Below are 19,392 nucleotides of genomic sequence, written 5' to 3' on the forward strand. Positions count from 1 at the left end.
CGGCTGGTAGAAACTGTGTACTGAATACAGGGCGCGTATCGGTCACACGGCTTTTCTGAGCTTGATGGTACGGACAAGAAAACATGTAAAAAATATCTGAAGATACGGGCTTTGGTAGCGGGTGTCGCCCAGACCGTCCGGAATCAGTACACTTTTTATCGACCGAGCAGATTTTTCCGACGATTCGTTCTATGACCAGCCGGCTCGCGGTTCGTCCGGTGTTCGACCCCCTCTCGCCCCCCGCCGCGCGACGGGCCCGATAGCCGCAGCACTCGGGTTCGTTTCGCTACCTCCTCGGTAGTCGCACTCCCTCTCGATCAGATACGCATATGCCGACACCCACGGAGTCACCGGCCAATTGCCGGGGCTCGAACGATCACGTACCGACACGCGAACCGAAGTCAAACCGCTCACTCGAACCACTCGGCGGTGCGCTAACACCCCGCGGGGGTGGTCTTCGATGATTGCTGCCAAGCGCTTGCTGTGGCGTAACCGGGACTTCCGGCGCTTCTTTGCCGGGCAGTTCACTACGAACGCCGGAGATAGCCTCTACACGGTCGCGGTACTCTGGCTCGCCTTCGAGCTGAGCGGGTCGACCCTCATCACCGGCGCCCTGAACGCGATACTGCTACTCCCGTGGCTGCTACAAGTGTTCGCCGGGCCACTCGTCGACCGCCTGCCGCTTAGATCCATCCTCGTCGGGTCACAGGTGGTTCAGGGCGTTGTTGTGCTCGTCCTGCCGCTCGCAGCGGTGACTGGACATCTAAGCGTCGGCGTCCTGTTCGTCGTCGCCCCGGTTCTAATGCTTGCCACGCTCGTAATGGCGCCGATGGAGACCGCGCTACTCCCTCGTATCGTTGATGACGAGCGACTCTCCGAGGCCAATTCCGCCATGGCGACGGTGACACTCGGGCTGGATATGGTGTTCGATGCAATCGGGGGCGGTTTCATCGCCGTCTTCGGAGCGACGATGCTGTTCTTCGCTGACTCAGTCACCTTCGCCGTCGCCGCGCTGCTATTCGCCGGTATCTCGCTGGGACCTCCCGGAAGTCCGGAAGAAACAGAGGAGACTGACGAATCCGAACCGACCGTCGAGTCAGTGCTCCGGTCGTACGTATCGGATCTACGGGCAGGTGTCGAGGTCCTTCATGGGACCCTCTTCATGGAATTGATGATGACGACCGCGGTGGCGAACTTCACGGCCGGGGTCACGCTGGCGATTCTACCGGCGTTCAGCGCCGGCATTGGCGGTCCTGCGATTTACGGCTTGCTGTTGGGAGCCCTCGGCATCGGTCGGCTCGTCGGGTCCATCGTCGGCCCATATGTAGAGGGTGTTCCCTACGGGATGGTTCTAATCTCGCAGGGGTTCGGCGCGGGTTGCTGGGTCGCGGCGGTGTTGGCGCCGTCGCCGGCGCTCACGATCGTTCTGTTCGGCCTCGCGTGGGTGCCTGCCGGCACATCGGGCGTGCTTACGGCGACGCTGAACCAGCGAGTGTTCCCGGCCGACATGCTCGGCCGGGTCTCCGCGACTAAGGGCACTGCCACGGGGGCGACGCTCCCACTGGGCTCACTCGTCGGCGGTATCGTCGCTGAAACGCTCGGAACGACGACGACTCTGGCGCTGGCCGCGAGCGGCTTCGGCTTCACGGCCGTCTACGTCCTTCTGCGGCCGCGGCTCCGACAACTCCCTGCTGTCACGGCCGCCGAGCCGGACGACTTTGACCTACAGACCGAGACGGAGCAACCGGCGGAGTAGCGGGACCGCCCCGGTCTCAACCCGTCCCGTCTGCACATCCTTCGATAAGTCCGTACACCTACTGAACAACGGATTTACTCCAAATCAGGCGTAAGAGATGGGTCGAATCTACGGCATACATGCTCTGTATTCAGCACGGCCAGTTCCAAGTTACTTCGATCTGGTAGGAGCCACGTGGTGCATTCGCACCACATATTCCTCACACCACCGACTCTCAGTCCCGAAGAGTTTCAACAGGGCCACGATTCTGAGTCTGTCGCACTATTCACTCCCAACAGACCAGCTGGTTTCTGCCTCTACCCGTAATTCCTCGGAGTCCAGGACGTCAGCGATCTCCTCCGGTGTCACAGACCCTTGTCGAACTGCGAGATCCATCAGCTCCTCGACCGCGCCAGTCGGGACTGCAGTCGTCCCGCCGCACATCTTCAGATAGTAGTCCGCCGCGGTGTCGAGTGCCGTCGACTTATGCCCCTTCCCGGTAGCCTCTTTCAGATTCTCCCATTTACGCTTTCGTGCATCGGTCGCTTCGATACGCATATTCGTTGCACAACCTCCCCCGGAACCTAGTATTCTGCGGTCACTCAAACCGGGAGAGTATATAAGGAGTGTACGCGATTGAATCCAATTGCTTCGAGATTCGGGGGATCCTCGCTACTGTATGTTCCTCGTTGCACAATCAGATTCAGCGAAGTTGTGCAACGAGCGAGATTCGATTCTGTCGACGTACGACCCCTGGGCGGAAGACTGGGTGAGACACCTAATCGAGTTACAACCAAATACCGGCATTATCAGAATATGGCAAATTCTAAACTAGTCCAATACCGTACAGAATCAAGATTATCCCGACTGTTTGAAGACTGAGAGAAATAGCAACGATAAGCAAGAGGTAATTAACCGAATCTCGGAGCGTATTTCCCACTATGCAGGCTTGTTTAAGAAGAGTCACAAGAACATCTTTTTGAGTTGTGATTCCTTCTGCAGGTTCATCAGGTACTGCAAGTTTGAAGTAATCGCGGTATATTCTTTGAGGAGTTCTTTCGGTGAGACCACCGATAATAATGGGTCCAACAGTTCCACATACAGCGGATACAACCAGTAGTGTTGTTCCCGTAATCGTATACACATTTAGAAGATTCCCAATATTGTTTAGTTGTTGATTCAAGAGTATCGCAGCGAGAGAAATTAGAATACTTAGTGAAACTACCGTTGTTCGACCGAGACGAAAGCCAGCAGATTGGTAAAATCGACGTTGTTCTAGCAGATTGCTAATCTTCTCATTTGCTTCTGTTCTCAGCAATTTTAGGGAGCTTTCGTCAAGGTGTTCTGCTAAATCTTGAATGTCGGCTGTACTGTCAAATAGGTCCATGTCCTCAATTTGGCGTTTGAATTCTGGACGAGAAAATACAGAAAGAAATTGCTCGAATTGATTTCTAGACTCAAGTTCTTCTGGATTGGATATATCGGACTCGTAGATTTCCTGAATGACCGGATTCAAATCTACTTCAAAATATGATTTTACGGAAAATGAATCTCCCTTGGCGTCAACAACGTAAATCTGCCAGAAAACGCCATCAGTTAAGATTCCCATCTCTTCTGCGTCGCCATGGACAAGATATTCATGAAGCTGTCTCTTCCCCGATTCGTAACTCTGCGGTGTTTTAGCCTCCCCGATTACGGTAATTGGTAGATTCGTAATGGTAAAATCAGGCCGTCTATAGGGATGTCCTGAGAGAATTGGTTCGCTCTTGAATTCAAGTCCTAATGCGTCTAACAGTGGGTATATAATAATCCGTATTCTGTCGACTTCATACATATCTTCATTTGGGATATCGTTGGAGATATCCTTGAGAGCTCTAAATACTTGTTCCCTATACCTACTATTCATATTACAGGTAGATATACCCTCTATTAGTTATTTTCGCATCAGTTGAGAATCCGTACTCTCTACTTTCACTTCCGCTCTGTCCGTGGCAGACCTTCTTATCGCTACTCTCCGCACAACGCTACGTCGAAGCAACCACCACGATCTCCACAACAGACCTACCATGCCCAAATTCAACACCAACTGGCCCATAGACGGTATCCTGACCGACGAAACACGCTCGAAGATTCAGAGCGCCTACCGCCACAACCTCTCAACATCCGGTCCGGGCATCGAAGAGACGGAACTCACCGACGGGCTACCGCTCGACGTCGACGCTTTCCTCCTTAGCCGCTTCGAGGATAACTTCGTTCATGCGGAGGTCCACATCGTGTGCAAGGACCATCCGGAGCTGGTCGTCGACGTCGTGGAGGACTGTCCATACCACGTCGACGGAGATCGACTTTCGACGCTGGCCGATTTGGGCGAGGAGTACGCCGACCTGGAGCAGGACCTCCTGGAGGTCTCGGCACTGATGTGTAATCTGCCGGAGTTCGAGGAGGAACTTCAGCAGTACGTCGTCGACCGCGTGGCGTTCCAGAGTCTGACGTGCTACGAGGGGCTGCTCACGTTCTCGTTCGGCTTCTGGGTCGCGGACGTGATCGTCCAGTCGTATCAGGACTTCGAGCACGAGCTGGGCGAACGAGTTGGGATTCCGATTGAGCCGTCGGTGGAGGAGTTGGTGGATGCCAGAGAAGTTGAATAACTATCTTTTTTGTTCGCTTCAAAATACCAGAGATATTGAGTTAGACTATTGGCTAATTTGGTCGTTGTTGGTTTTGGATATGCCCAGATGTCCTCACTGTTCCCACGAAGATGACATCGAGAACTTCACGTACACACTTACAAACGACGGTAAACGAGGCCATGATATCGAGATGAGCAGTGTGACCTCTGCAACTCAATACCTCGTTTGTCCGGACTGCGATTCAATAATCGGTGGGGGTCATGTAATCGGATAAAGATAACACGGTCAACGATTTTGCCGACAAATTTTCATCCATTCCTTCACATTTAAGTACACCTGAGCGGTGAGTCGAGAACTTCTCCTGGAGGAACAAATTCCGATTGCGTCGAGTAGTAACGGCTACTACATCCTTGAAACCGAAGACGAGCTGAAGGAGTACGTGGACAACCTCGAAGGTCGGATGATGAAGATCGCCGACCTGAAGTACGCGATTCGTCGAGCGGCTCAGGACTGGGACGACGATATCGAACCGTCTGAAGATGCGGATTTACTCTAACTAAATTTGAGAATCGGTGAAAGTAAGCCTCAGTGATTAATTTCTTCTCTATGAGCGATAAACAAGGGTCAGCTGATAATGAAGTCCTTCGCTATGAATACGAAAGCGCAGTGGATACAATTGAAGCCCAAATTGAGGAAGCTAACGAAGTTCGGGATCAATCACTAGGACTACTTCGCATTATATTCATTTTACTTGGGATTATTGGGACTGCGACGACATATGGTGTTAGTGAGGTTCTTTATCAGGTCCTTGTAGTCCGTCCGTACTGCGCCCTCCATTTTCCGGTTTGTATCGGCACAGATCTCCTCGCCTACTGGTCGGTCTTTCTGCTATTTTTGGGTCTGATATTTATTCTCTTCTCCTCAATTGGGGGAGTAAGGAAATTCGGTGCAGCAACTCATAACGATATCTACGATACACTTTCTCAGGAATATACAGAACGTGAATTCTTCGCCCGGCGGCTTTCAGCCCACCGAAACCGAATTGCTCACCTCGCAAACGAAATAAAAACGTCTCAAACAGCTCTTGCTACTGGGTCGAGTTTGCTTGGATGTAGTCTTTCGCTGCTGGTTCTTCTTGGTCTCACAATTGCGACCAGGGTGCAGTTAGAAGATGGATTGCGACCTCTTTGTTAGGGGTTTCTCTTCTTCTGCTTCTTTTTAGTGTTCGGACGATTCGTCAGATGAGCCGAGCCATCTCCCGGGAAACCTAACAGTCGGTTTGCTTGTGTCAAAATACCTCAATAGGTCACTTTCGGTGCCCTTTGCTCGCTTTTATCTAAATCCTGTTAGTACCAAGCAAACAGATGATTACGGACGCTCGCGCCCTTCGCAAGTCCTACGTCCCACAGGAACTCCATCACCGCGAAGGCCAAATTGATTATCTCTCTTCGGCTCTCCGGCCGATTACCGACGGCGATACCGGCGAGGATGCTTTCATCTTCGGACCTACTGGCACAGGGAAGACTACCATCGCCAAGTTCGTCCTCCGCCAGCTCGAACGCGAAGCCCTCGACGTTCGCTGGGGCTACGTCAACTGTATCTCTGACGCCTCGAAAGCAGCAGTCCTCCACCGACTCGTCCGAAAAGCCGGATGCGGAGCGGACCTTCGCAAAGAGGGTACTGCCACGTCGACGTTCCTCGACCGTCTCCGCGACCTCGATAGCCAGTTCGTCGCCATCGTCGACGAGGTCCACGTCCTCGACGATATGGACACCTTGCTCGCGCTCTACGAGCTGGAGAACGTCTCGATGGTCATGGTGACCCTCGATGAAAAGAGCCTCTTCGCAGAATTCGGCTCACAGCTCGAAAGCCGCCTTCGAAGTTCCCCGAAGGTCGATCTCGACAAATACGGGCAGGACGAGATGGTGGACATTCTCCAGGGGCGCGTTGAGGCGGGCCTGTCGCCCGGGTCAATCACCGACGAAGCAGTCGACTACATTGCGGACCTCGCTGCTGGAGATGCACGCCAAGCGATTGCTCTCCTCCGACGCTCAGCAAAGTACGCCATCAAGCACGGCGACGGCCCGATCTCCCCGGCGGTCGTCAGTCAGATTCGAAAGGACGCCCAGCGAGACATCCGGTCGTCTCGCATCGCTGAGCTGAGTACGCACCAACGATTGCTGTTCGACATTCTGAGGGAGGCAGGCGAGCTGTCGGCTGGGGAGTTGCATTCTCGGTACGAGGAGCAGGCGAACAATCCGAAGACGCGGAGTGCGCGACGGCGGTATCTCGGGAGTCTGGAGGACTACGAATTGATTACGTCGCGAGGAGCAGGGCGTGGGACGCGGTACGAATTCAGGACCAAATAGTCACCAAGAGATATAATAATCTCCTTTACATTGATAGAGTATGGAAAATGATGCCCGAAACCATAAATTGGTGATGTACGCTTCATCTGGATTAGTCGACCAGTATTTCAGACGGTACTCCGAGGATATATCGAAAATCATCGAGCGTGAAAGCGAAACTTCGTGGAAGGAGCTTAGCGGGGGTATCAATGGGGTGCTTGCCTCCCTGAAGGGAGCGATGAGAAAGAAGTCGGGCAAAGAGTTGGTCAAAGAAATCAATTTAAATGACGACTATCGCCAGGTACGGGCTCTCATGAACGTATTTTCGAATAGTGGTCTTGTTTACCCCGTTGAGGCTTTGATGCAGGGTAAAGAGTCACCGACTGGTCTGTACCGATTCGACACAAACCTCCAATTGGTACAAACGGAGGACGCAGGGGAGAAGATGATTCGGGTGAGGGGAATTGAGAAAGAGGTCGACTTCACCGGACTTACCTCGGAAGAGAATTGGTCATCACGTAGTTTTGTCACCACCGCACGAGGTACTATCGACCCCTTTCCGTTCGAAGGCGTGTTCATGCCGGTAGAGGCAAGCGAGAAGATGTATCGAGAGACTGAAAATGGGTTTGAACTTGAAACGCTAGAGCTTACTGTACAGTTTTTGTATATCCTCGCACCAGATACGGAAGACTACCTTAATTGGTCGAACTACCAGAAGCTAGTGCGGGATCACCCCCGCGATGTTGGCGAATCTGGAATGGAGAAATAGGTTCTGAGTCCCTGATGTACACCATGACCAGATGGTCCTTCTATGTCTCTACTCCGTTCCGTGAATTTCTGTGAATCTCCTTTCACGGTTTGATTTCCCTAATTCCAGGCCTCTCATCGCTTTCCGGTTACTTACCGTGAATCTCCGCTGTAGACTTTAGCGGTAGTCGTGAGCCACCTCCGAATATGCGAAAGCACAGTAGGAGGCGACGATATGTCGCATAATCGGTCAATTACGATTCAACAACCAGAGTGGGTCGAACCCCTTCTCCAGCAATTCGGCCTGCGGGGGTTGAAGCGATGACCGACGCCACGCCCGCGGATTCATACCCGTGGCGGTACCGGTGTCCGAACGGCCATAGTTCGTGGCGACCAGCAGGACCAGAGAAGTACGAGTGCAAGGCCTGTGGTGTTCGGTTCAGCAAGGAGGAGCGCCTCGATATGCTGGAGGATGATGTCGGTCCCGGAAATTTCGGAGAGGAGCAGTGAAGATGGGAAGTAGAGGCGTCGGCTATCCTAACTCACTCACTTTCTTCGTCAAGAGTGAGTTCGCCTTCCAGGTAAGCACGGCCTCGCCATGTGATGGAGTAGTAGCCGGGATCCTCACGCTCAACCAATTCAGCATCCCGAAGCTCACGACAGATTTGCCCGATGTAGTTACTATCCTTGTACCCTGCACTTCGGGCGAGACACTCTGGGGAGAGTCGCAACAGGTCAGAGCGAGAACTCGGGGGTGTTTCCAGCCCGAGCAGTTCGAGGACCGCCCTATGAGCGTCTGTCGGGCCGTCCTCCTCCAATGCCATGGTCGCTCGTTTCAACTGTCAGGGTTTAATTTGCCCGATTCATCTAGCGGACAATGTAGGTGCAATTCTAACAACGTAGCTACGTGGATAGATTTAAGTTGTGTCGGTTATCACGGGGGAAGTAACGGAAGCAATGCGCGGACCCGTCGCTCCCCGATGGGTCCCTCTCAAAAGCGGACCAGTGGTGAGGCACTGGGTCCGCGGCTTGCTTCCGTATCAGGCTACGGAAGCATGATGGAAGATGACTCACGGGGTCTTGAAGGCCCCGACAGACCAGTGGAAACGACGGACGACTACGCGGACTGCCCCAACTGCGGAGCGCAGATACTGGCGCTCGTAGCGCGCGGACCGTCTCGGCACTTCCTCGAACCCTGTGGATGCCGAGTGACGGCGATGACCGCACACGACCTCGTTGGCGATACCAAACAGTCGCGGGTGGCGACGGACGGCGGCATTCAGTTCACCGACCTTCACGCCTTCGAGCGCGATCTCCTCTATGCAGTCCGAACCCTCGAACGCGAGGATGAACCTCCGAAGGGCCTCGCAGTCAAGGAACACCTCGAACCCGACTACCGTGACCGGATTCACCACTCGCGGCTCTACCAGAATCTGAACGGACTCGTCGACCGTGGCCTGCTCGCGAAGGGCGAGAAGGACGGCCGGACCAGCGAGTACGAGACGACCGACGAAGGCCGGCACCTGGTCGACCGCCGCGCGAAGCGCCTCGCCGAACGGGCCGGGTTCGCGGTCGAAGGCGGTGATGACCGATGACCGGCTCGGTCCCCGTGGAATCGGTTGAAGCGGACACTGCAACGCCCGCCAGCGTCGACGCGCTCCCGGACGGCGGTGTTGCCGAACCGCCGGAGCTGTACCCGATGTCCGTCCGGGTCAAAGTCTCTGAGAAGGAAGTCACCTGGCACGCCAGCCACGCCACCTACGAACAACTGCACAACCACCCGAGCGGGAACCTCGTCGACGATATCGAAGATGAGGCGATGGACCGCGACGGGTCGCTCTTCGACGTGATGGTGGCGAAGTCCGGCGCCTACTGGCTTCTGGAGGTGGATGACTGATGGATGACGAAGTTGGCGTCCCGACGTACACGGAAATCGTTCGGACCAGTGCGGCTGAACGCTTCGACGCCACTGCGAACCTGCTCTACCACCGCGCTCTGTACGCGCAAACCGGCTATCGGCAGAACATATATCTCAAACTCGCCCGGACCGCGGGCCGAATCGCCGAGCGACTTGACCCGGAGATGGACCTGCGAGGTGTTCGAGCGTGACGCAGGAACTCGACTGGCCGGCCGGCTTCGACCGCACCAACCCGGCCGACCGGACGCGGAACAACCGCTACGAAGCGACGCTCCGGGACTCCATCGACGACCTCGAAGCGGAGCTCGGACGCGTCGGCGTCGACGATTGGCGACTCTCGACGGCCGCACGCCACCAGAAGCGGAATCCGAAGTACCCCTACGCCGACGCGAATCCGAGTGACCCGAGTGCGGTCGTTCGGTGGTCCATGGACGGCGCGCAGTACGCGGTCGCCTGTGACGCCTACTCCCGACTTCGGGACAACGTCCGGACGCTCTACCTCTACGTCCGCGAGAAGCGCAAGATGGAGCAGCGCCCAGTGGTCACCGGGGAGAGCGAGTTCGCCAACGCGCGACTCCCGCCAGGCGACTCGGAAGCCGACGCGGTGGTGGCCCGCCGACCGCCCCACGAACTTCTCGACGTCGCACCGGACGCCGCAGAGGACGTCGTGAAGGCGGCAGCGCGGCAGAAGCTGAAGGAACACCACCCAGACCGCGGCGGCGACCGGGAGGCGTTCCAGCGCGTCCAGGAGGCGAGAGAGGCCATGCTCTCCGATGGGGACCGATGAACCGGGACGGTAGACCGGACCCCGCGGACATCCCGCCGCGCGAGGCCGTCCAGCGATACCTTCGACGTCGACGGTCCGACGCGACGGAAGCCAGCGTCGATTCGTGGGCTTACCGGCTGAAAATCTTCGTCGAGTGGTGCGAGGGCATCGGCATCGAGCGCGTCGGCGATCTCCGGCCGTTCGACCTCGACGAGTACTACGACATCCGGAGCGGGACGGTCGAACCGTCGACCCTCGAAGGCGAGATGTGGACGCTCAAGAAGTTCGCCGAGTACGTCGACCAGCTCGGCGCTGCCGACAACTTGGCGGACGCCGTCCGCATTCCCGACGTCGACCCGGAAGACCGCTCGGACGAGACGCTCCTGGAGGAGTCGCCGGCGCTCAAGCTAATCGACCACTTCCGGCAGAGCGACCGCCTTCGGGGAACGCGCCGGCACGCGTTTCTCGAAATCGCCTGGCACACCGGCGCGCGGATGGGCGGCATCCGAGCATTGGACATCCGGGACGCCCATCTCGATGAGGATTATGTCGAATTCAAGCATCGGCCTGAGACGGACACGCCGCTGAAGAACAAGCAGAGCGGCGAGAGGCCGGTCGCGATTCCGAGCGAGGTTTCGGACGTCCTTCGGGAATATCTCCGCGAGCACCGCTACGACGTCCACGACGGACACGGTAGGCAGCCCTTACTCGCCAGCAATCGGGGTCGCCCCGGAACGAACACGATTCGGGTCTGGTCGTACCTCGCGACCCACCCGTGTCTCTACTGTCCGTGTCCGCACGGCAAGGAGCGAGAGACGTGCGAGATGACGGAGTTCGCCCATGCCAGTAAGTGCCCGTCGAGTCGGTCTCCCCACCAGATTCGGACGGGCTCGATCACGTGGCAGCTGAACATCGGTATCCCGCCGGAAATCGTCGCGGAGCGGGTCAACGCCACCATCGAAGTCATCGAACAGCACTACGACAAGGAGTCGCCGCTGGAGCGCATGGAGCGCCGGCGACGGCAGTACGTTGAGCGAATGGAGAAACACGAATGACGCAAACCCCCAGCAGTGAGTCGTATCGCCCGACAATAGTTTCCGGCAGAGTTTTTCCCGGAATTAGATGTACCCTGCGCCGGCCCACTTCTCCCGCATTCTACTTCGGCGAGCAGTGCGTATCCCGTGAGTCACTACTGATTCGCCAACGACCTTTCCTGGGAACGCGTTCGAGAAACGAGACGCGTTTCGCCAGAATCCACAAGAGGGCCGACGACATACTCGGCCCAATGCGGGTGCGCCAGCACCTCTCCCAGCACGAGGCGGTCGAGGACCTGCCCTTACTCACCGAGTCGGCGGTCGTGACCGACGTCACGGCGATGGACCGCAACCGGACCGACGAGGTCCTCGCCGAACTCCGGGCGACGCTCGACGAGCACGGCACGCCGGAGTGGCACCGCGAGCGCCCGCCGGACGACGAAGCCTGTGATGACTGGCTTGCCGAGCGACTCGCGCCGGTCGATCACCAAAAGGGCGCGACGCCGCTGGGCCGGTTCCTCCCCGAGGACCGGCGGACGGACGACGTCGGCGGGAAACTCGCCGCGCTCCAGGGCCGGTTTCTCGAACCGTACCCGTCGCTCCTGCGCGTCACCGTCGAGGCCGACGAACCGGTCGAGTTCCAACCCGGCCAGTACCTTTCGGTTCGCTACCGGGGCGTCAGCCGGGTGTACTCGATAGCGAGTTCGCCGACTCGCGACGAGATCGAGTTCTGCGTCCGGCGCGTTCCCGGCGGGCGGATGACCTCCGAGCTGGCGGTCAACCTCCGGGCGGGCGAAAGGGTGACCCTCCGGGGACCCTACGGCGACTTCCTGCTCGAAGAGCCCTCGCGCCGGGACCTCGTCTTCCTCGCGACCGGCACGGGCGTCGCCCCGCTCAAGAGCATGATCGACTACGCCTTCGAAACGGGGTTGGACCGCTACGAGGGCCGACCGCGGGACGTCTGGCTCGTCCTCGGCGGAGCCTGGGAGGACTCGCTACCCTACCACGAGACGTTCCGGTCGTACGCGAGCGAGCGGGCGAACTTCCACTACGTGCCGACGCTGAGCCGTGAGGTCTACCTGACCGACTGGGACGGCGAAACCGACTACGTGCAGTTCTCGCTGATGAAGTACGTCGACGACGACGCGGTCGACCGGCGACGCCTGCCCTGGCGGTTCGAGTCCCACCTGCGCGACCCGCCGGCGTACTCGATTCCGGCCCGCCTCGACCCGTCGAACCTCGAGGTCTACGCATGCGGGGTCAACGCGATGGTGTACAGCCTGGTCGACGCGGTCGAGCACCTGGGCGTTCCGCCCGAGCACACGCAGTTCGAGGGGTTCGGGTGAGCGAAACGAGAGCGGGCCGAAAGGCGTATGCGGCGAACCGCCGGAACAGAGGGAACCGCATGGACCGCCGTACGTACCTGCAACGTCTCGGGGCGAGCGTCGCCGTCGGCGGTACCGGGGTCGGAACGTCTTCCGGGGCCGGGTCCGACACCGTCGCCGAGGGCGGACCGGCGAATCGCGCCGACTGGACGCTCGCGTTCGAAGACCGATTCGACGACGGGTCGCTCGACACCGACGAGTGGTCCATCGGCTTCGGGTGGGGTCGAGAAACCGCGTCGTCGTACGAGCGAATCGTCGACCGGAACGTGCGGGTCGAAGACGGGCGCCTGAAACTGACCGCGACCCACGACGGCGGGCCGGAGTCGGTGTACGCCGGCGGCGTCAACACCCGGAACAAACGTTACTTCGGCCCCGGTTCCTACTGGGAGGCCAAACTCCGGGCTCCGGACCGACGCGGCTGGCTGCCCGCGTTCTGGAGCGAGCCGAACAGCGGCGTGTGGCCCCCGGAGATCGACTTCTTCGAACTGCTCGGGAACGACCCCGGCATCTCGCACCACAACGTCCACTACGACGCCAGCGGCGAGCAGGGCGGAGCCCACGCCGAACTCGAACTGTCGTACCCCGGCGTCGTCTCGACCACCGACCCCCACGTCTACGGGTGCGTGTGGCGCGACGACCGGGTCGAGATGTACGTCGACGGCCGGCGGGTCGGCGTCCACGACGACCCGACGGCGATGGCGTCGCTCCGAACCGGCGCGCCGTTCTACATGATGCTCAACATCCACGTCGGGAAGACGGGCGAACCGGACTTCGGCGAACCGTGGGGCGAGGAGATGGCCGTGGACTGGGTGCGCGTCTGGGAACGGAAGTAGCGGGCGGCGACCCCGACGGCGGAACCGGCCGTGCGAGTTTCAAGCGGGACTCCCGAACGCACCGCATGGTCACGGTATCGAAGCTAGAGGACACCGCGAGGCGCGTCTACTCGGACTTCTCGGAGAAGAACGTGACGTTCATGGCGGCGGGCATCGCGTACAACGCCTTCGTCTCGCTCGCGCCGACGCTCCTGTTGCTCCTGTTGGTCATCTCGGTCTTCGGCGGCGGCCTCGAAGTGCGCATCGTCGAGGTCGCGGGGAGTTGGCTCCCCCGCCCGATAGCGAACGTCGTCGAGCAGATATTTCAGGGCGAGTCGTCGGCCGCGAGCGTCTCGTTCGTCGGCCTCGTCGTGCTCGTCTGGGGGACGCTCAAGATATTCCGCGGCCTCGACACCGCCTTCTCCGAGATCTACGAAACCGAGGGCAAGAACTCCTTCGTCGACCAACTCAAGGACGGCGTGGTCGTCCTGGTCGCGCTCGTGGTCGCCGTCCTCGCGACGGTGGGCGTCACCGTCGTCTTCGCGCGGTTCTCCGATACGATTCCGTTCGTCGGGTTGCTGACGCCGCTGGTGCTGGTCGTCGGCCTCGTCGTCGCGCTCGCGCCGATGTACTACCGGTTCCCCGACACGGACCTCGGATGGCGCGACGTGCTTCCCGGAACCGTCTTCGCCGCGCTCGGCTGGGCGGCGCTCCAGGGACTGTTCCAGGTGTACCTCACGTTCCAGGACCCCAAGTCGGGCAGTTTCTTCGGCAGCGTCATCGTCGTCGTCACCTACCTCTACTTCTCGGGGCTGGTCCTGTTGCTGGGCGCGGTGGTCAACGCGGTCGTCGGCGGGCACTCCTCCGGCGCGCCGGGCGGCGTGGGCCGCGGCGCGACCGGGTACGAGACAGAGCGAGAAGAGCGGATGGACCGAGACGAGATCGCGGCGTACCTCCAGACCCTCCGCGAGGATCTCGGCGGTCGCTACCCGGGGATGCGGTCGGCCGACGCCGCGGCCGCGGACGAACCGGAGTACCCCCGGCCGACCGGCGACGTCGAGGTCGTCGAGCACACGTCGGTCGAAGACGGCCGGCGGCGACGGGCGGTCACGCTCCGCTGGGACGTGCCGACCGACGCCGACGACCGCGAGGGTTCGGGCGCCGACTGACCGCCGGATTTAATCTGTCCGTCTACGGCCCTGCGCCGGCGTCCTCGGGCGTCTCCTCCAACAGCGTTTCTGCTCGCTCCCGTAGCGACTCGGGGAGTTCGCGATCCTCGACGAGCGCTTCGAGCCGGGTTCGACACTGGGGGTGCGCCAGACTCGACAACGCTTGTTCTCGGTACCGTTCGCCGATGTCGTCCATTCGGGCGAGTTCGACGAGCCTCGCACAGTCGTTCGCGGTCCCGAGTTCGTTTATCGCTCGTTCTCGCGTCTCCGGGTCGTTCGACGAGTCGCTGGCGGTCTCGAGTTTCTCGGTTGGTGCGTTCATCGAATCACCGCGAATTCGCCGTCCAGCAGGATACTCCTGTCGGCCGACGGGGACCCGGCCGAGTCGGGCACCCCGGCCGCAAGAGCGACGCACCCGGCGCGCTTACGCGACCCGTGCCCGACTTCCCGCTCGTTCACGTCAGCCGACCGCCCGCCGAACCCGCAGAACCCGCCGAGCGCGCCCCCGCGGTCGTCCTGCTCCACGGCCGCGGCGGCGACGAGTACAACATGATCGGCCTCGCCGACAACCTTCCCGACGACCTGCACGCGTTCGGTGTGCGCGCGCCGTACGAGGTCGGTTCGGGGTCCGGCTACGCGTGGTTCCCCGAATCGCCGCGGAGCCGCGGCGGATTCCGAAAGGCGGTCGACCGACTGGCGGCGTTCGTCCGGGGAGTCCCGGAGGCGTACAACGTCGACCCACAGCGCGTCGGCCTGTTCGGCTTCAGCCAGGGCGCGATAGCGGCGCTCGCCGCGCTCGTCGACTACCCCGACCGACTCCGCTGGGCGGCGGCGATGAACGGCTACCTCCCGGAGAGTCACGACGACCCCGAAGAGGTCGCCGACGCTCGCGGCAAGGCCGTCTTCGTGGCGGTCGGCGAGGACGACACCGTCATCCCTCCCCGGTACGGCGAGGCGTCGGCCGAACTGCTGGCCGAGGCGGGCCTCGACGTGACGTTCCGGGCGTATCCGACCGGCCACCGGATGATTCCCCGCGAGATTCGGGACCTCTCGGCGTGGCTCGACTCGCGGCGCTGAGCGGAGCGACCGACGGCGCACGGCCGACGGTGACCGACGGTGACTGACGACGGGCGAGGGCGACCGGCGATGCACGGCCGACGGCGGACGACCGAGTCGGGCCCGCCGACTGCCGGACGTGTTGACAGACTGATGAACTACCGCCGCGGGCGCATCGTCCGCCGCCGAGAGCCCGGAGACACCGGAATCAACGCGTTCGGAAAACGCGCGCCGGCCGAGTTGTTTTGTCTCCGAATATTCGGCCCTATTCCCGAATGACTGGTCGAGTATCGGCCACACAGAGGTTTAATCTACGAACCCGGCGAACAGCGGGCATGTCCTCATCGGGGAGCGAACGCGAGTCTGTACTGATACCGACGGGCTACGACCCGGGGTGTTACCCCTGCGTGTACTCGCTGGGCAAGCGCGGGGTCCACACTGTCGTCGCGTCCGAGAACGACGCCGTCCCGTCGTTCGCCTCGCGGTTCTGCGGGGAGACGGCCGTCCTCCCAGACCCGGACGACGACCTGCTCGCCTACAGGGACGCGCTGGTCGGCCTCGCCGCCCGGCCGGACGTGAAGACGGTGATACCGGTTCGAGAGCAGGACATCTACCTGTTCGCGAAGTACCGCGAGCGGTTCGAGCGCTACGTCTCGCTGGTCGCGCCCGACCTCGCCACGCTGGGGCGAGTCCACGACCGCAAGGAACTGTTCAAGGCCGCCGCGGCGGCGGGCGTGCCCGCCCCGGAAACCCGCCTGCTCTCGGCGGTCGACGACTGGTCGCCCAGACTGCTCGTGAAGTCGCGGTACAACCTCCTGGCCGACGAGTGGGTCGACGCCTACGCCCCCGAGGCGGCGTCGATAGCCGACGACATCACCCACCTCGAACCGGGCGAGACGCCCGACCTCGACGCCATCCGCGAGCGGATGGGCCACGACCCCATCGTCCAGGAGTTCGTGCCCAAGGCCGGCGAATACATGTTCGCGGCCATCTACGACCGCGGCGAACCGCTGGCGACGTTCCAGCACCGCCAGATTCGGGGTAACTCCTACCGCGGCGGCGGCGGCGTGTATCGAAAGTCCATCTACGACCCCGAACTGGAGGAGGTGGCGCGGGCACTCCTCTCGGAACTCGACTGGCACGGACTGGCCTGCATCGAGTACATGCAAGACGCCGAGACGGGCGAGTACAAACTCGCCGAAATTAACCCCCGGATGTGGCAATCGCTGCCGGCGACCGTCCGTGCCGGCGCCGACTTCCCGCACTACTACTGGTTGCAGGCGACCGGACGGGCCGGCGAAATCGACACCGGACCGCACCCCGGCTACGACCTCGGCGTCGGCAGCCACCTGCTGTACGGGGAGGTCGGCCACCTCCGGAGCATCCGCGGGCGGGACTCGCCCCTCGTCGAGCGCCCGTCGCTGGCCGGCACCGCCTGGGAGATACTCGTCTCCTGCTACGACCAGCCCCGCTTCGATTACCTCCACCTCGACGACCCCGGTCCCTTCCTGAGCGGGGTTCGACACGTGCTCCCGGTCGGAGAGTAGGCCGCCGCTTCAAAGCGGTTATCCCCTTCGCATCCCTGGAACCACCAATGAGCGAACCGACCGAGATGGACGTGGCCGACGCCGCCGACGCCGCCGAGCGACGCAACGAGCAAGTCGCGCGGGTCAAGGAACACGCCGGGCAGATCGCCCGCGAACTCGCGCTGTTGCAGGGCGGCGACTACGGCCAGCGGTCGTTCGACACCGACGGCGGCGAGTGGACGCTGAAGTACGAGGCCGGGGCGCTCCAGTACCTCCGGTTCGCCCCGAAGTCGGGCCGGGAGGTCTACGTCGTCTCGACCAAACAGCCGCCGGACCCCGAGGAACTCGCGTCGGCGATGGAGGACTACGGCGCGTTCGTCCGGTCGTACAACGAGTACGTCGCGTCGCTCGACGGCGTCTTCGACGACGTGACGGTCGAGTTCCCCGAGGTGGCGTCGACCGACTCGGTCGTCGCCGAGCGCGACCGCATCCTCGGCCGCGTCGAGGACGCCGCGGACAGGATGGCCCTCGAACTCTCGCGGTACGACGGCGACGACTACGGGACGTTCGCGGCCCGGGTGTCGGGCACGCGCTGGGAACTCAAGTGGGACGGCGACGGCGCGTCGTACGTCCGGGTCGGCGGGCAGGGCGGCACCTACCTCGTCTCGCAGTACGAACCGCCGTCGGCGCCCGACGTCTGCAAGCACGCCGAGGCGTTCGGCGGATTCGTCGAGGCGTTCAACGACCACGTCGCGGACCTCGACGCCGACCTCGCGCAGGTCGAGTTCGGCGGCGACTGACGCGGAACCGTTCGAGCGACGACCGACCCGAGGTGACCGGGAGGTGACCATCTCGGGAACCGCGGTTCTCGGCCGGAGGCGGCCAGTAGGTCGCGCCTACTTCCGGCGAGCGATAGTATCAGGACCGTATATTAATGACCGTCCGAGAAGTACGTCGGCGTATGGCTGGGAAGGCTGGGGAACGAGAATCGGTCCTCATACCGACAGGGTACGACCCGGCGGCGTATTCGTGTCTGCGGTCGCTCGCCGAGCGGGGCATCTACACCATCGTCGCGTCGGAGAACGACGACGCGCCGGAGTTCGCTTCGCGGTTCTGCGACGAGACGGCGGTGCTCCCCTCTCCGCACGACGACCTGCTCGCTTACAAGGACGCGCTGGTCGGTCTCACCGCCCGGCCGGACGTGAAGACGGTGATACCGATTCGGGAGGAGGACGCCTACGTCTTTGCGAAGTACCGCGAGGCGTTCGAAGAACACGCCTCGCTGGTCACGCCGGACCTCGAAACCCTGGAGCGGGTCCACGACCGCAAGCAGTTGTTCGAGGCCGCCGACCGGGCCGGCGCGCCGATTCCCGAGACGCGCCTGCTCTCGGGGGTCGACGACTGGACGCCCGAACTCATCATCAAGTCGCGGTACAACCTCCTGACCGACGAGTGGGGCGGGTCGGGGTCGCCCCGGCGCGCCGAGGAGGTCAAGACCGTAAAGCACCTCGAACCGGGCGAGACGCCCGACCTCGACGCCGTCCGCGAGGAGATGAAACACGAACCCATCGTTCAGGAGTTCGTGCCCAAGGACGGCGAGTACATGTTCGGCGGCATCTACGACCACGGCGAACCGCTCGCGACGTTCCAGCACCGCCAGATACGGGGCAACTCCTACACCGGCGGCGGCGGCGTCTACCGCGAGGCGATGTACGACCCGGAACTGGAGCAGGTCGCCCGCGACCTGCTTTCGGAACTCGACTGGCACGGACTGGCCTGCATCGAGTACATGCGAGACGCCGAGACGGGCGAGTACAAACTCACCGAGATCAACCCCCGGATGTGGCAGTCGCTGCCCGCCGCGGTGCGGGCGGGCGCCGACTTCCCCCACTACTACTGGTTGCAGGCGACCGGACAGGCCGACGAAATCGACGCCGGCCCGCATCCGGGCTACGAAGTCGGGAGTTCGAGCCACCTGCTGTACGGCGAGGTCGGCCACCTGCTCTCCGTTCTGCGCGACGAGTCGCCCCACGTCGAGCGCCCGTCGCTGGTCGGGACCGCCTGGGAGATTCTCTCGTCGTGCTACCACCGGCCGAACTTCGACTACCTCCGGGCCGACGACCCCGGGCCGTTCGTCCAGGGGGTCGGGCACATGTTCTCGAAGCGCTGACCAGGCGGTGACGACGCGAGCGGAAAACCGGATACCGCGCGGCGGTTCGTGTGATGCAACGTGTTCGATTCACCTGGGGACGTAATCGACAGCGAA

23 protein-coding genes are annotated in these 19,392 nt (G+C 61.2%); 19 read left to right on the forward strand and 4 right to left on the reverse strand.

What is annotated here, in order from left to right:
• Nucleotides 1-460 precede the first annotated feature (460 nt).
• The gene (locus NGM07_RS08875; RefSeq protein WP_253519611.1) at nucleotides 461-1,756 is read left to right on the forward strand and encodes an MFS transporter; all 1,296 of its coding nucleotides are present in this window, start codon (nucleotides 461-463) and stop codon (nucleotides 1,754-1,756) included.
• 261 nt (nucleotides 1,757-2,017) lie between these two features.
• On the opposite strand, the gene NGM07_RS08880 is transcribed toward NGM07_RS08875, so the two are convergent.
• Both NGM07_RS08880 and NGM07_RS08885 read right to left on the reverse strand, forming a co-directional pair.
• Complete coding sequence (locus tag NGM07_RS08880) at nucleotides 2,018-2,293, reverse strand: hypothetical protein (RefSeq protein WP_253519613.1); 276 nt, start codon at nucleotides 2,291-2,293, stop codon at nucleotides 2,018-2,020.
• 268 nt (nucleotides 2,294-2,561) lie between these two features.
• The gene (locus tag NGM07_RS08885) at nucleotides 2,562-3,569 is read right to left on the reverse strand and encodes a hypothetical protein (RefSeq protein WP_253519615.1); all 1,008 of its coding nucleotides are present in this window, start codon (nucleotides 3,567-3,569) and stop codon (nucleotides 2,562-2,564) included.
• Between the two features lie 232 nt (nucleotides 3,570-3,801).
• On the opposite strand from NGM07_RS08885, the gene NGM07_RS08890 reads away from it, so the two are divergent.
• The 6 genes from NGM07_RS08890 to NGM07_RS08915 all read left to right on the forward strand — a co-directional run bounded on the left by NGM07_RS08890 (nucleotide 3,802) and on the right by NGM07_RS08915 (nucleotide 7,970).
• Entirely contained in the window at nucleotides 3,802-4,383 is a 582-nt protein-coding gene (locus NGM07_RS08890; RefSeq protein ID WP_253519616.1) for a hypothetical protein, read from the forward strand.
• 325 nt (nucleotides 4,384-4,708) lie between these two features.
• Nucleotides 4,709-4,921 (forward strand): hypothetical protein, encoded by a 213-nt coding sequence (locus tag NGM07_RS08895; protein ID WP_253519618.1) that lies wholly within the window; start codon nucleotides 4,709-4,711, stop codon nucleotides 4,919-4,921.
• 50 nt (nucleotides 4,922-4,971) lie between these two features.
• Nucleotides 4,972-5,559, forward strand: coding sequence for a hypothetical protein (locus tag NGM07_RS08900; RefSeq protein WP_253519621.1), 588 nt, complete (start codon nucleotides 4,972-4,974; stop codon nucleotides 5,557-5,559).
• A gap of 170 nt (nucleotides 5,560-5,729) precedes the next feature.
• Nucleotides 5,730-6,734, forward strand: coding sequence for a Cdc6/Cdc18 family protein (locus NGM07_RS08905; RefSeq protein WP_253519623.1), 1,005 nt, complete (start codon nucleotides 5,730-5,732; stop codon nucleotides 6,732-6,734).
• Between the two features lie 40 nt (nucleotides 6,735-6,774).
• Nucleotides 6,775-7,482, forward strand: a complete 708-nt coding sequence (locus tag NGM07_RS08910; RefSeq protein ID WP_253519626.1) for a hypothetical protein — start codon at nucleotides 6,775-6,777, stop codon at nucleotides 7,480-7,482.
• Between the two features lie 299 nt (nucleotides 7,483-7,781).
• A complete protein-coding gene (locus NGM07_RS08915) occupies nucleotides 7,782-7,970 on the forward strand; it encodes a hypothetical protein (RefSeq protein WP_253519628.1) in 189 nt (62 codons plus the stop codon).
• A gap of 32 nt (nucleotides 7,971-8,002) precedes the next feature.
• Here the strand turns inward: NGM07_RS08915 and NGM07_RS25600 are convergent, their stop codons facing one another.
• Complete coding sequence (locus NGM07_RS25600) at nucleotides 8,003-8,284, reverse strand: winged helix-turn-helix domain-containing protein (protein ID WP_497007268.1); 282 nt, start codon at nucleotides 8,282-8,284, stop codon at nucleotides 8,003-8,005.
• Nucleotides 8,285-8,677: 393 nt separating this feature from the next.
• On the opposite strand from NGM07_RS25600, the gene NGM07_RS08920 reads away from it, so the two are divergent.
• The 8 genes from NGM07_RS08920 to NGM07_RS08955 all read left to right on the forward strand — a co-directional run bounded on the left by NGM07_RS08920 (nucleotide 8,678) and on the right by NGM07_RS08955 (nucleotide 14,544).
• On the forward strand, nucleotides 8,678-9,055 hold the full coding sequence (locus NGM07_RS08920; RefSeq protein WP_253519631.1) for a helix-turn-helix transcriptional regulator: 378 nt from the start codon (nucleotides 8,678-8,680) through the stop codon (nucleotides 9,053-9,055).
• Nucleotides 9,052-9,357 (forward strand): hypothetical protein, encoded by a 306-nt coding sequence (locus NGM07_RS08925; protein WP_253519634.1) that lies wholly within the window; start codon nucleotides 9,052-9,054, stop codon nucleotides 9,355-9,357. The genes NGM07_RS08920 and NGM07_RS08925 overlap by 4 nt, the downstream gene beginning before the upstream one ends.
• Nucleotides 9,357-9,569, forward strand: a complete 213-nt coding sequence (locus tag NGM07_RS08930) for a hypothetical protein (protein WP_253519637.1) — start codon at nucleotides 9,357-9,359, stop codon at nucleotides 9,567-9,569. The genes NGM07_RS08925 and NGM07_RS08930 overlap by 1 nt, the downstream gene beginning before the upstream one ends.
• On the forward strand, nucleotides 9,566-10,165 hold the full coding sequence (locus NGM07_RS08935) for a J domain-containing protein (protein WP_253519640.1): 600 nt from the start codon (nucleotides 9,566-9,568) through the stop codon (nucleotides 10,163-10,165). The genes NGM07_RS08930 and NGM07_RS08935 overlap by 4 nt, the downstream gene beginning before the upstream one ends.
• Nucleotides 10,162-11,199, forward strand: a complete 1,038-nt coding sequence (locus tag NGM07_RS08940) for a tyrosine-type recombinase/integrase (RefSeq protein WP_253519642.1) — start codon at nucleotides 10,162-10,164, stop codon at nucleotides 11,197-11,199. Before NGM07_RS08935 ends, NGM07_RS08940 begins: the two co-directional genes overlap by 4 nt.
• Before the next feature lie 230 nt (nucleotides 11,200-11,429).
• Complete coding sequence (locus NGM07_RS08945) at nucleotides 11,430-12,524, forward strand: FAD-binding oxidoreductase (protein ID WP_253519645.1); 1,095 nt, start codon at nucleotides 11,430-11,432, stop codon at nucleotides 12,522-12,524.
• Nucleotides 12,525-12,583: 59 nt separating this feature from the next.
• The gene (locus tag NGM07_RS08950; RefSeq protein ID WP_253519647.1) at nucleotides 12,584-13,396 is read left to right on the forward strand and encodes a glycoside hydrolase family 16 protein; all 813 of its coding nucleotides are present in this window, start codon (nucleotides 12,584-12,586) and stop codon (nucleotides 13,394-13,396) included.
• A 65-nt stretch (nucleotides 13,397-13,461) separates the two neighbouring features.
• Nucleotides 13,462-14,544: a YhjD/YihY/BrkB family envelope integrity protein gene (locus NGM07_RS08955; RefSeq protein WP_253519649.1), complete on the forward strand. Its 1,083-nt coding sequence runs from the start codon at nucleotides 13,462-13,464 to the stop codon at nucleotides 14,542-14,544.
• 22 nt (nucleotides 14,545-14,566) lie between these two features.
• On the opposite strand, the gene NGM07_RS08960 is transcribed toward NGM07_RS08955, so the two are convergent.
• Nucleotides 14,567-14,866: a hypothetical protein gene (locus NGM07_RS08960; protein ID WP_253519651.1), complete on the reverse strand. Its 300-nt coding sequence runs from the start codon at nucleotides 14,864-14,866 to the stop codon at nucleotides 14,567-14,569.
• Nucleotides 14,867-14,979: 113 nt separating this feature from the next.
• Here NGM07_RS08960 and NGM07_RS08965 point away from each other — a divergent pair, with 113 nt between their 5' ends.
• The 4 genes from NGM07_RS08965 to NGM07_RS08980 all read left to right on the forward strand — a co-directional run bounded on the left by NGM07_RS08965 (nucleotide 14,980) and on the right by NGM07_RS08980 (nucleotide 19,296).
• Nucleotides 14,980-15,621: an alpha/beta hydrolase gene (locus tag NGM07_RS08965; RefSeq protein ID WP_253519653.1), complete on the forward strand. Its 642-nt coding sequence runs from the start codon at nucleotides 14,980-14,982 to the stop codon at nucleotides 15,619-15,621.
• 314 nt (nucleotides 15,622-15,935) lie between these two features.
• Entirely contained in the window at nucleotides 15,936-17,147 is a 1,212-nt protein-coding gene (locus NGM07_RS08970; protein WP_253519655.1) for a carboxylate--amine ligase, read from the forward strand.
• Between the two features lie 47 nt (nucleotides 17,148-17,194).
• Nucleotides 17,195-17,926, forward strand: coding sequence for a profilin-fold protein (locus tag NGM07_RS08975; RefSeq protein WP_253519657.1), 732 nt, complete (start codon nucleotides 17,195-17,197; stop codon nucleotides 17,924-17,926).
• A 161-nt stretch (nucleotides 17,927-18,087) separates the two neighbouring features.
• A complete protein-coding gene (locus tag NGM07_RS08980; protein ID WP_253519658.1) occupies nucleotides 18,088-19,296 on the forward strand; it encodes a carboxylate--amine ligase in 1,209 nt (402 codons plus the stop codon).
• Nucleotides 19,297-19,392 lie beyond the last annotated feature (96 nt).

The sequence above is a fragment of the Halorussus vallis genome (assembly GCF_024138165.1).
GTDB lineage: Archaea > Halobacteriota > Halobacteria > Halobacteriales > Haladaptataceae > Halorussus > Halorussus vallis.

Bases quoted from the DNA above. Each gene is read 5' to 3' on its own strand.
- NGM07_RS08945 (WP_253519645.1), top strand. From the start codon at position 11,430: ATGCGGGTGCGCCAGCACCTCTCCCAGCACGAGGCGGTCGAGGACCTG.
- NGM07_RS08940 (WP_253519642.1), top strand. From the start codon at position 10,162: ATGAACCGGGACGGTAGACCGGACCCCGCGGACATCCCGCCGCGCGAG.
- NGM07_RS08890 (WP_253519616.1), top strand. From the start codon at position 3,802: ATGCCCAAATTCAACACCAACTGGCCCATAGACGGTATCCTGACCGAC.
- NGM07_RS08980 (WP_253519658.1), top strand. From the start codon at position 18,088: ATGGCTGGGAAGGCTGGGGAACGAGAATCGGTCCTCATACCGACAGGG.
- NGM07_RS08885 (WP_253519615.1), bottom strand. From the start codon at position 3,569: ATGTATGAAGTCGACAGAATACGGATTATTATATACCCACTGTTAGAC.
- NGM07_RS08955 (WP_253519649.1), top strand. From the start codon at position 13,462: ATGGTCACGGTATCGAAGCTAGAGGACACCGCGAGGCGCGTCTACTCG.
- NGM07_RS08975 (WP_253519657.1), top strand. From the start codon at position 17,195: ATGAGCGAACCGACCGAGATGGACGTGGCCGACGCCGCCGACGCCGCC.
- NGM07_RS08915 (WP_253519628.1), top strand. From the start codon at position 7,782: ATGACCGACGCCACGCCCGCGGATTCATACCCGTGGCGGTACCGGTGT.
- NGM07_RS08900 (WP_253519621.1), top strand. From the start codon at position 4,972: ATGAGCGATAAACAAGGGTCAGCTGATAATGAAGTCCTTCGCTATGAA.
- NGM07_RS08930 (WP_253519637.1), top strand. From the start codon at position 9,357: ATGGATGACGAAGTTGGCGTCCCGACGTACACGGAAATCGTTCGGACC.
- NGM07_RS08880 (WP_253519613.1), bottom strand. From the start codon at position 2,293: ATGCGTATCGAAGCGACCGATGCACGAAAGCGTAAATGGGAGAATCTG.
- NGM07_RS08905 (WP_253519623.1), top strand. From the start codon at position 5,730: ATGATTACGGACGCTCGCGCCCTTCGCAAGTCCTACGTCCCACAGGAA.
- NGM07_RS25600 (WP_497007268.1), bottom strand. From the start codon at position 8,284: ATGGCATTGGAGGAGGACGGCCCGACAGACGCTCATAGGGCGGTCCTC.
- NGM07_RS08970 (WP_253519655.1), top strand. From the start codon at position 15,936: ATGTCCTCATCGGGGAGCGAACGCGAGTCTGTACTGATACCGACGGGC.
- NGM07_RS08960 (WP_253519651.1), bottom strand. From the start codon at position 14,866: ATGAACGCACCAACCGAGAAACTCGAGACCGCCAGCGACTCGTCGAAC.
- NGM07_RS08950 (WP_253519647.1), top strand. From the start codon at position 12,584: ATGGACCGCCGTACGTACCTGCAACGTCTCGGGGCGAGCGTCGCCGTC.
- NGM07_RS08910 (WP_253519626.1), top strand. From the start codon at position 6,775: ATGGAAAATGATGCCCGAAACCATAAATTGGTGATGTACGCTTCATCT.
- NGM07_RS08920 (WP_253519631.1), top strand. From the start codon at position 8,678: ATGACCGCACACGACCTCGTTGGCGATACCAAACAGTCGCGGGTGGCG.
- NGM07_RS08925 (WP_253519634.1), top strand. From the start codon at position 9,052: ATGACCGGCTCGGTCCCCGTGGAATCGGTTGAAGCGGACACTGCAACG.
- NGM07_RS08875 (WP_253519611.1), top strand. From the start codon at position 461: ATGATTGCTGCCAAGCGCTTGCTGTGGCGTAACCGGGACTTCCGGCGC.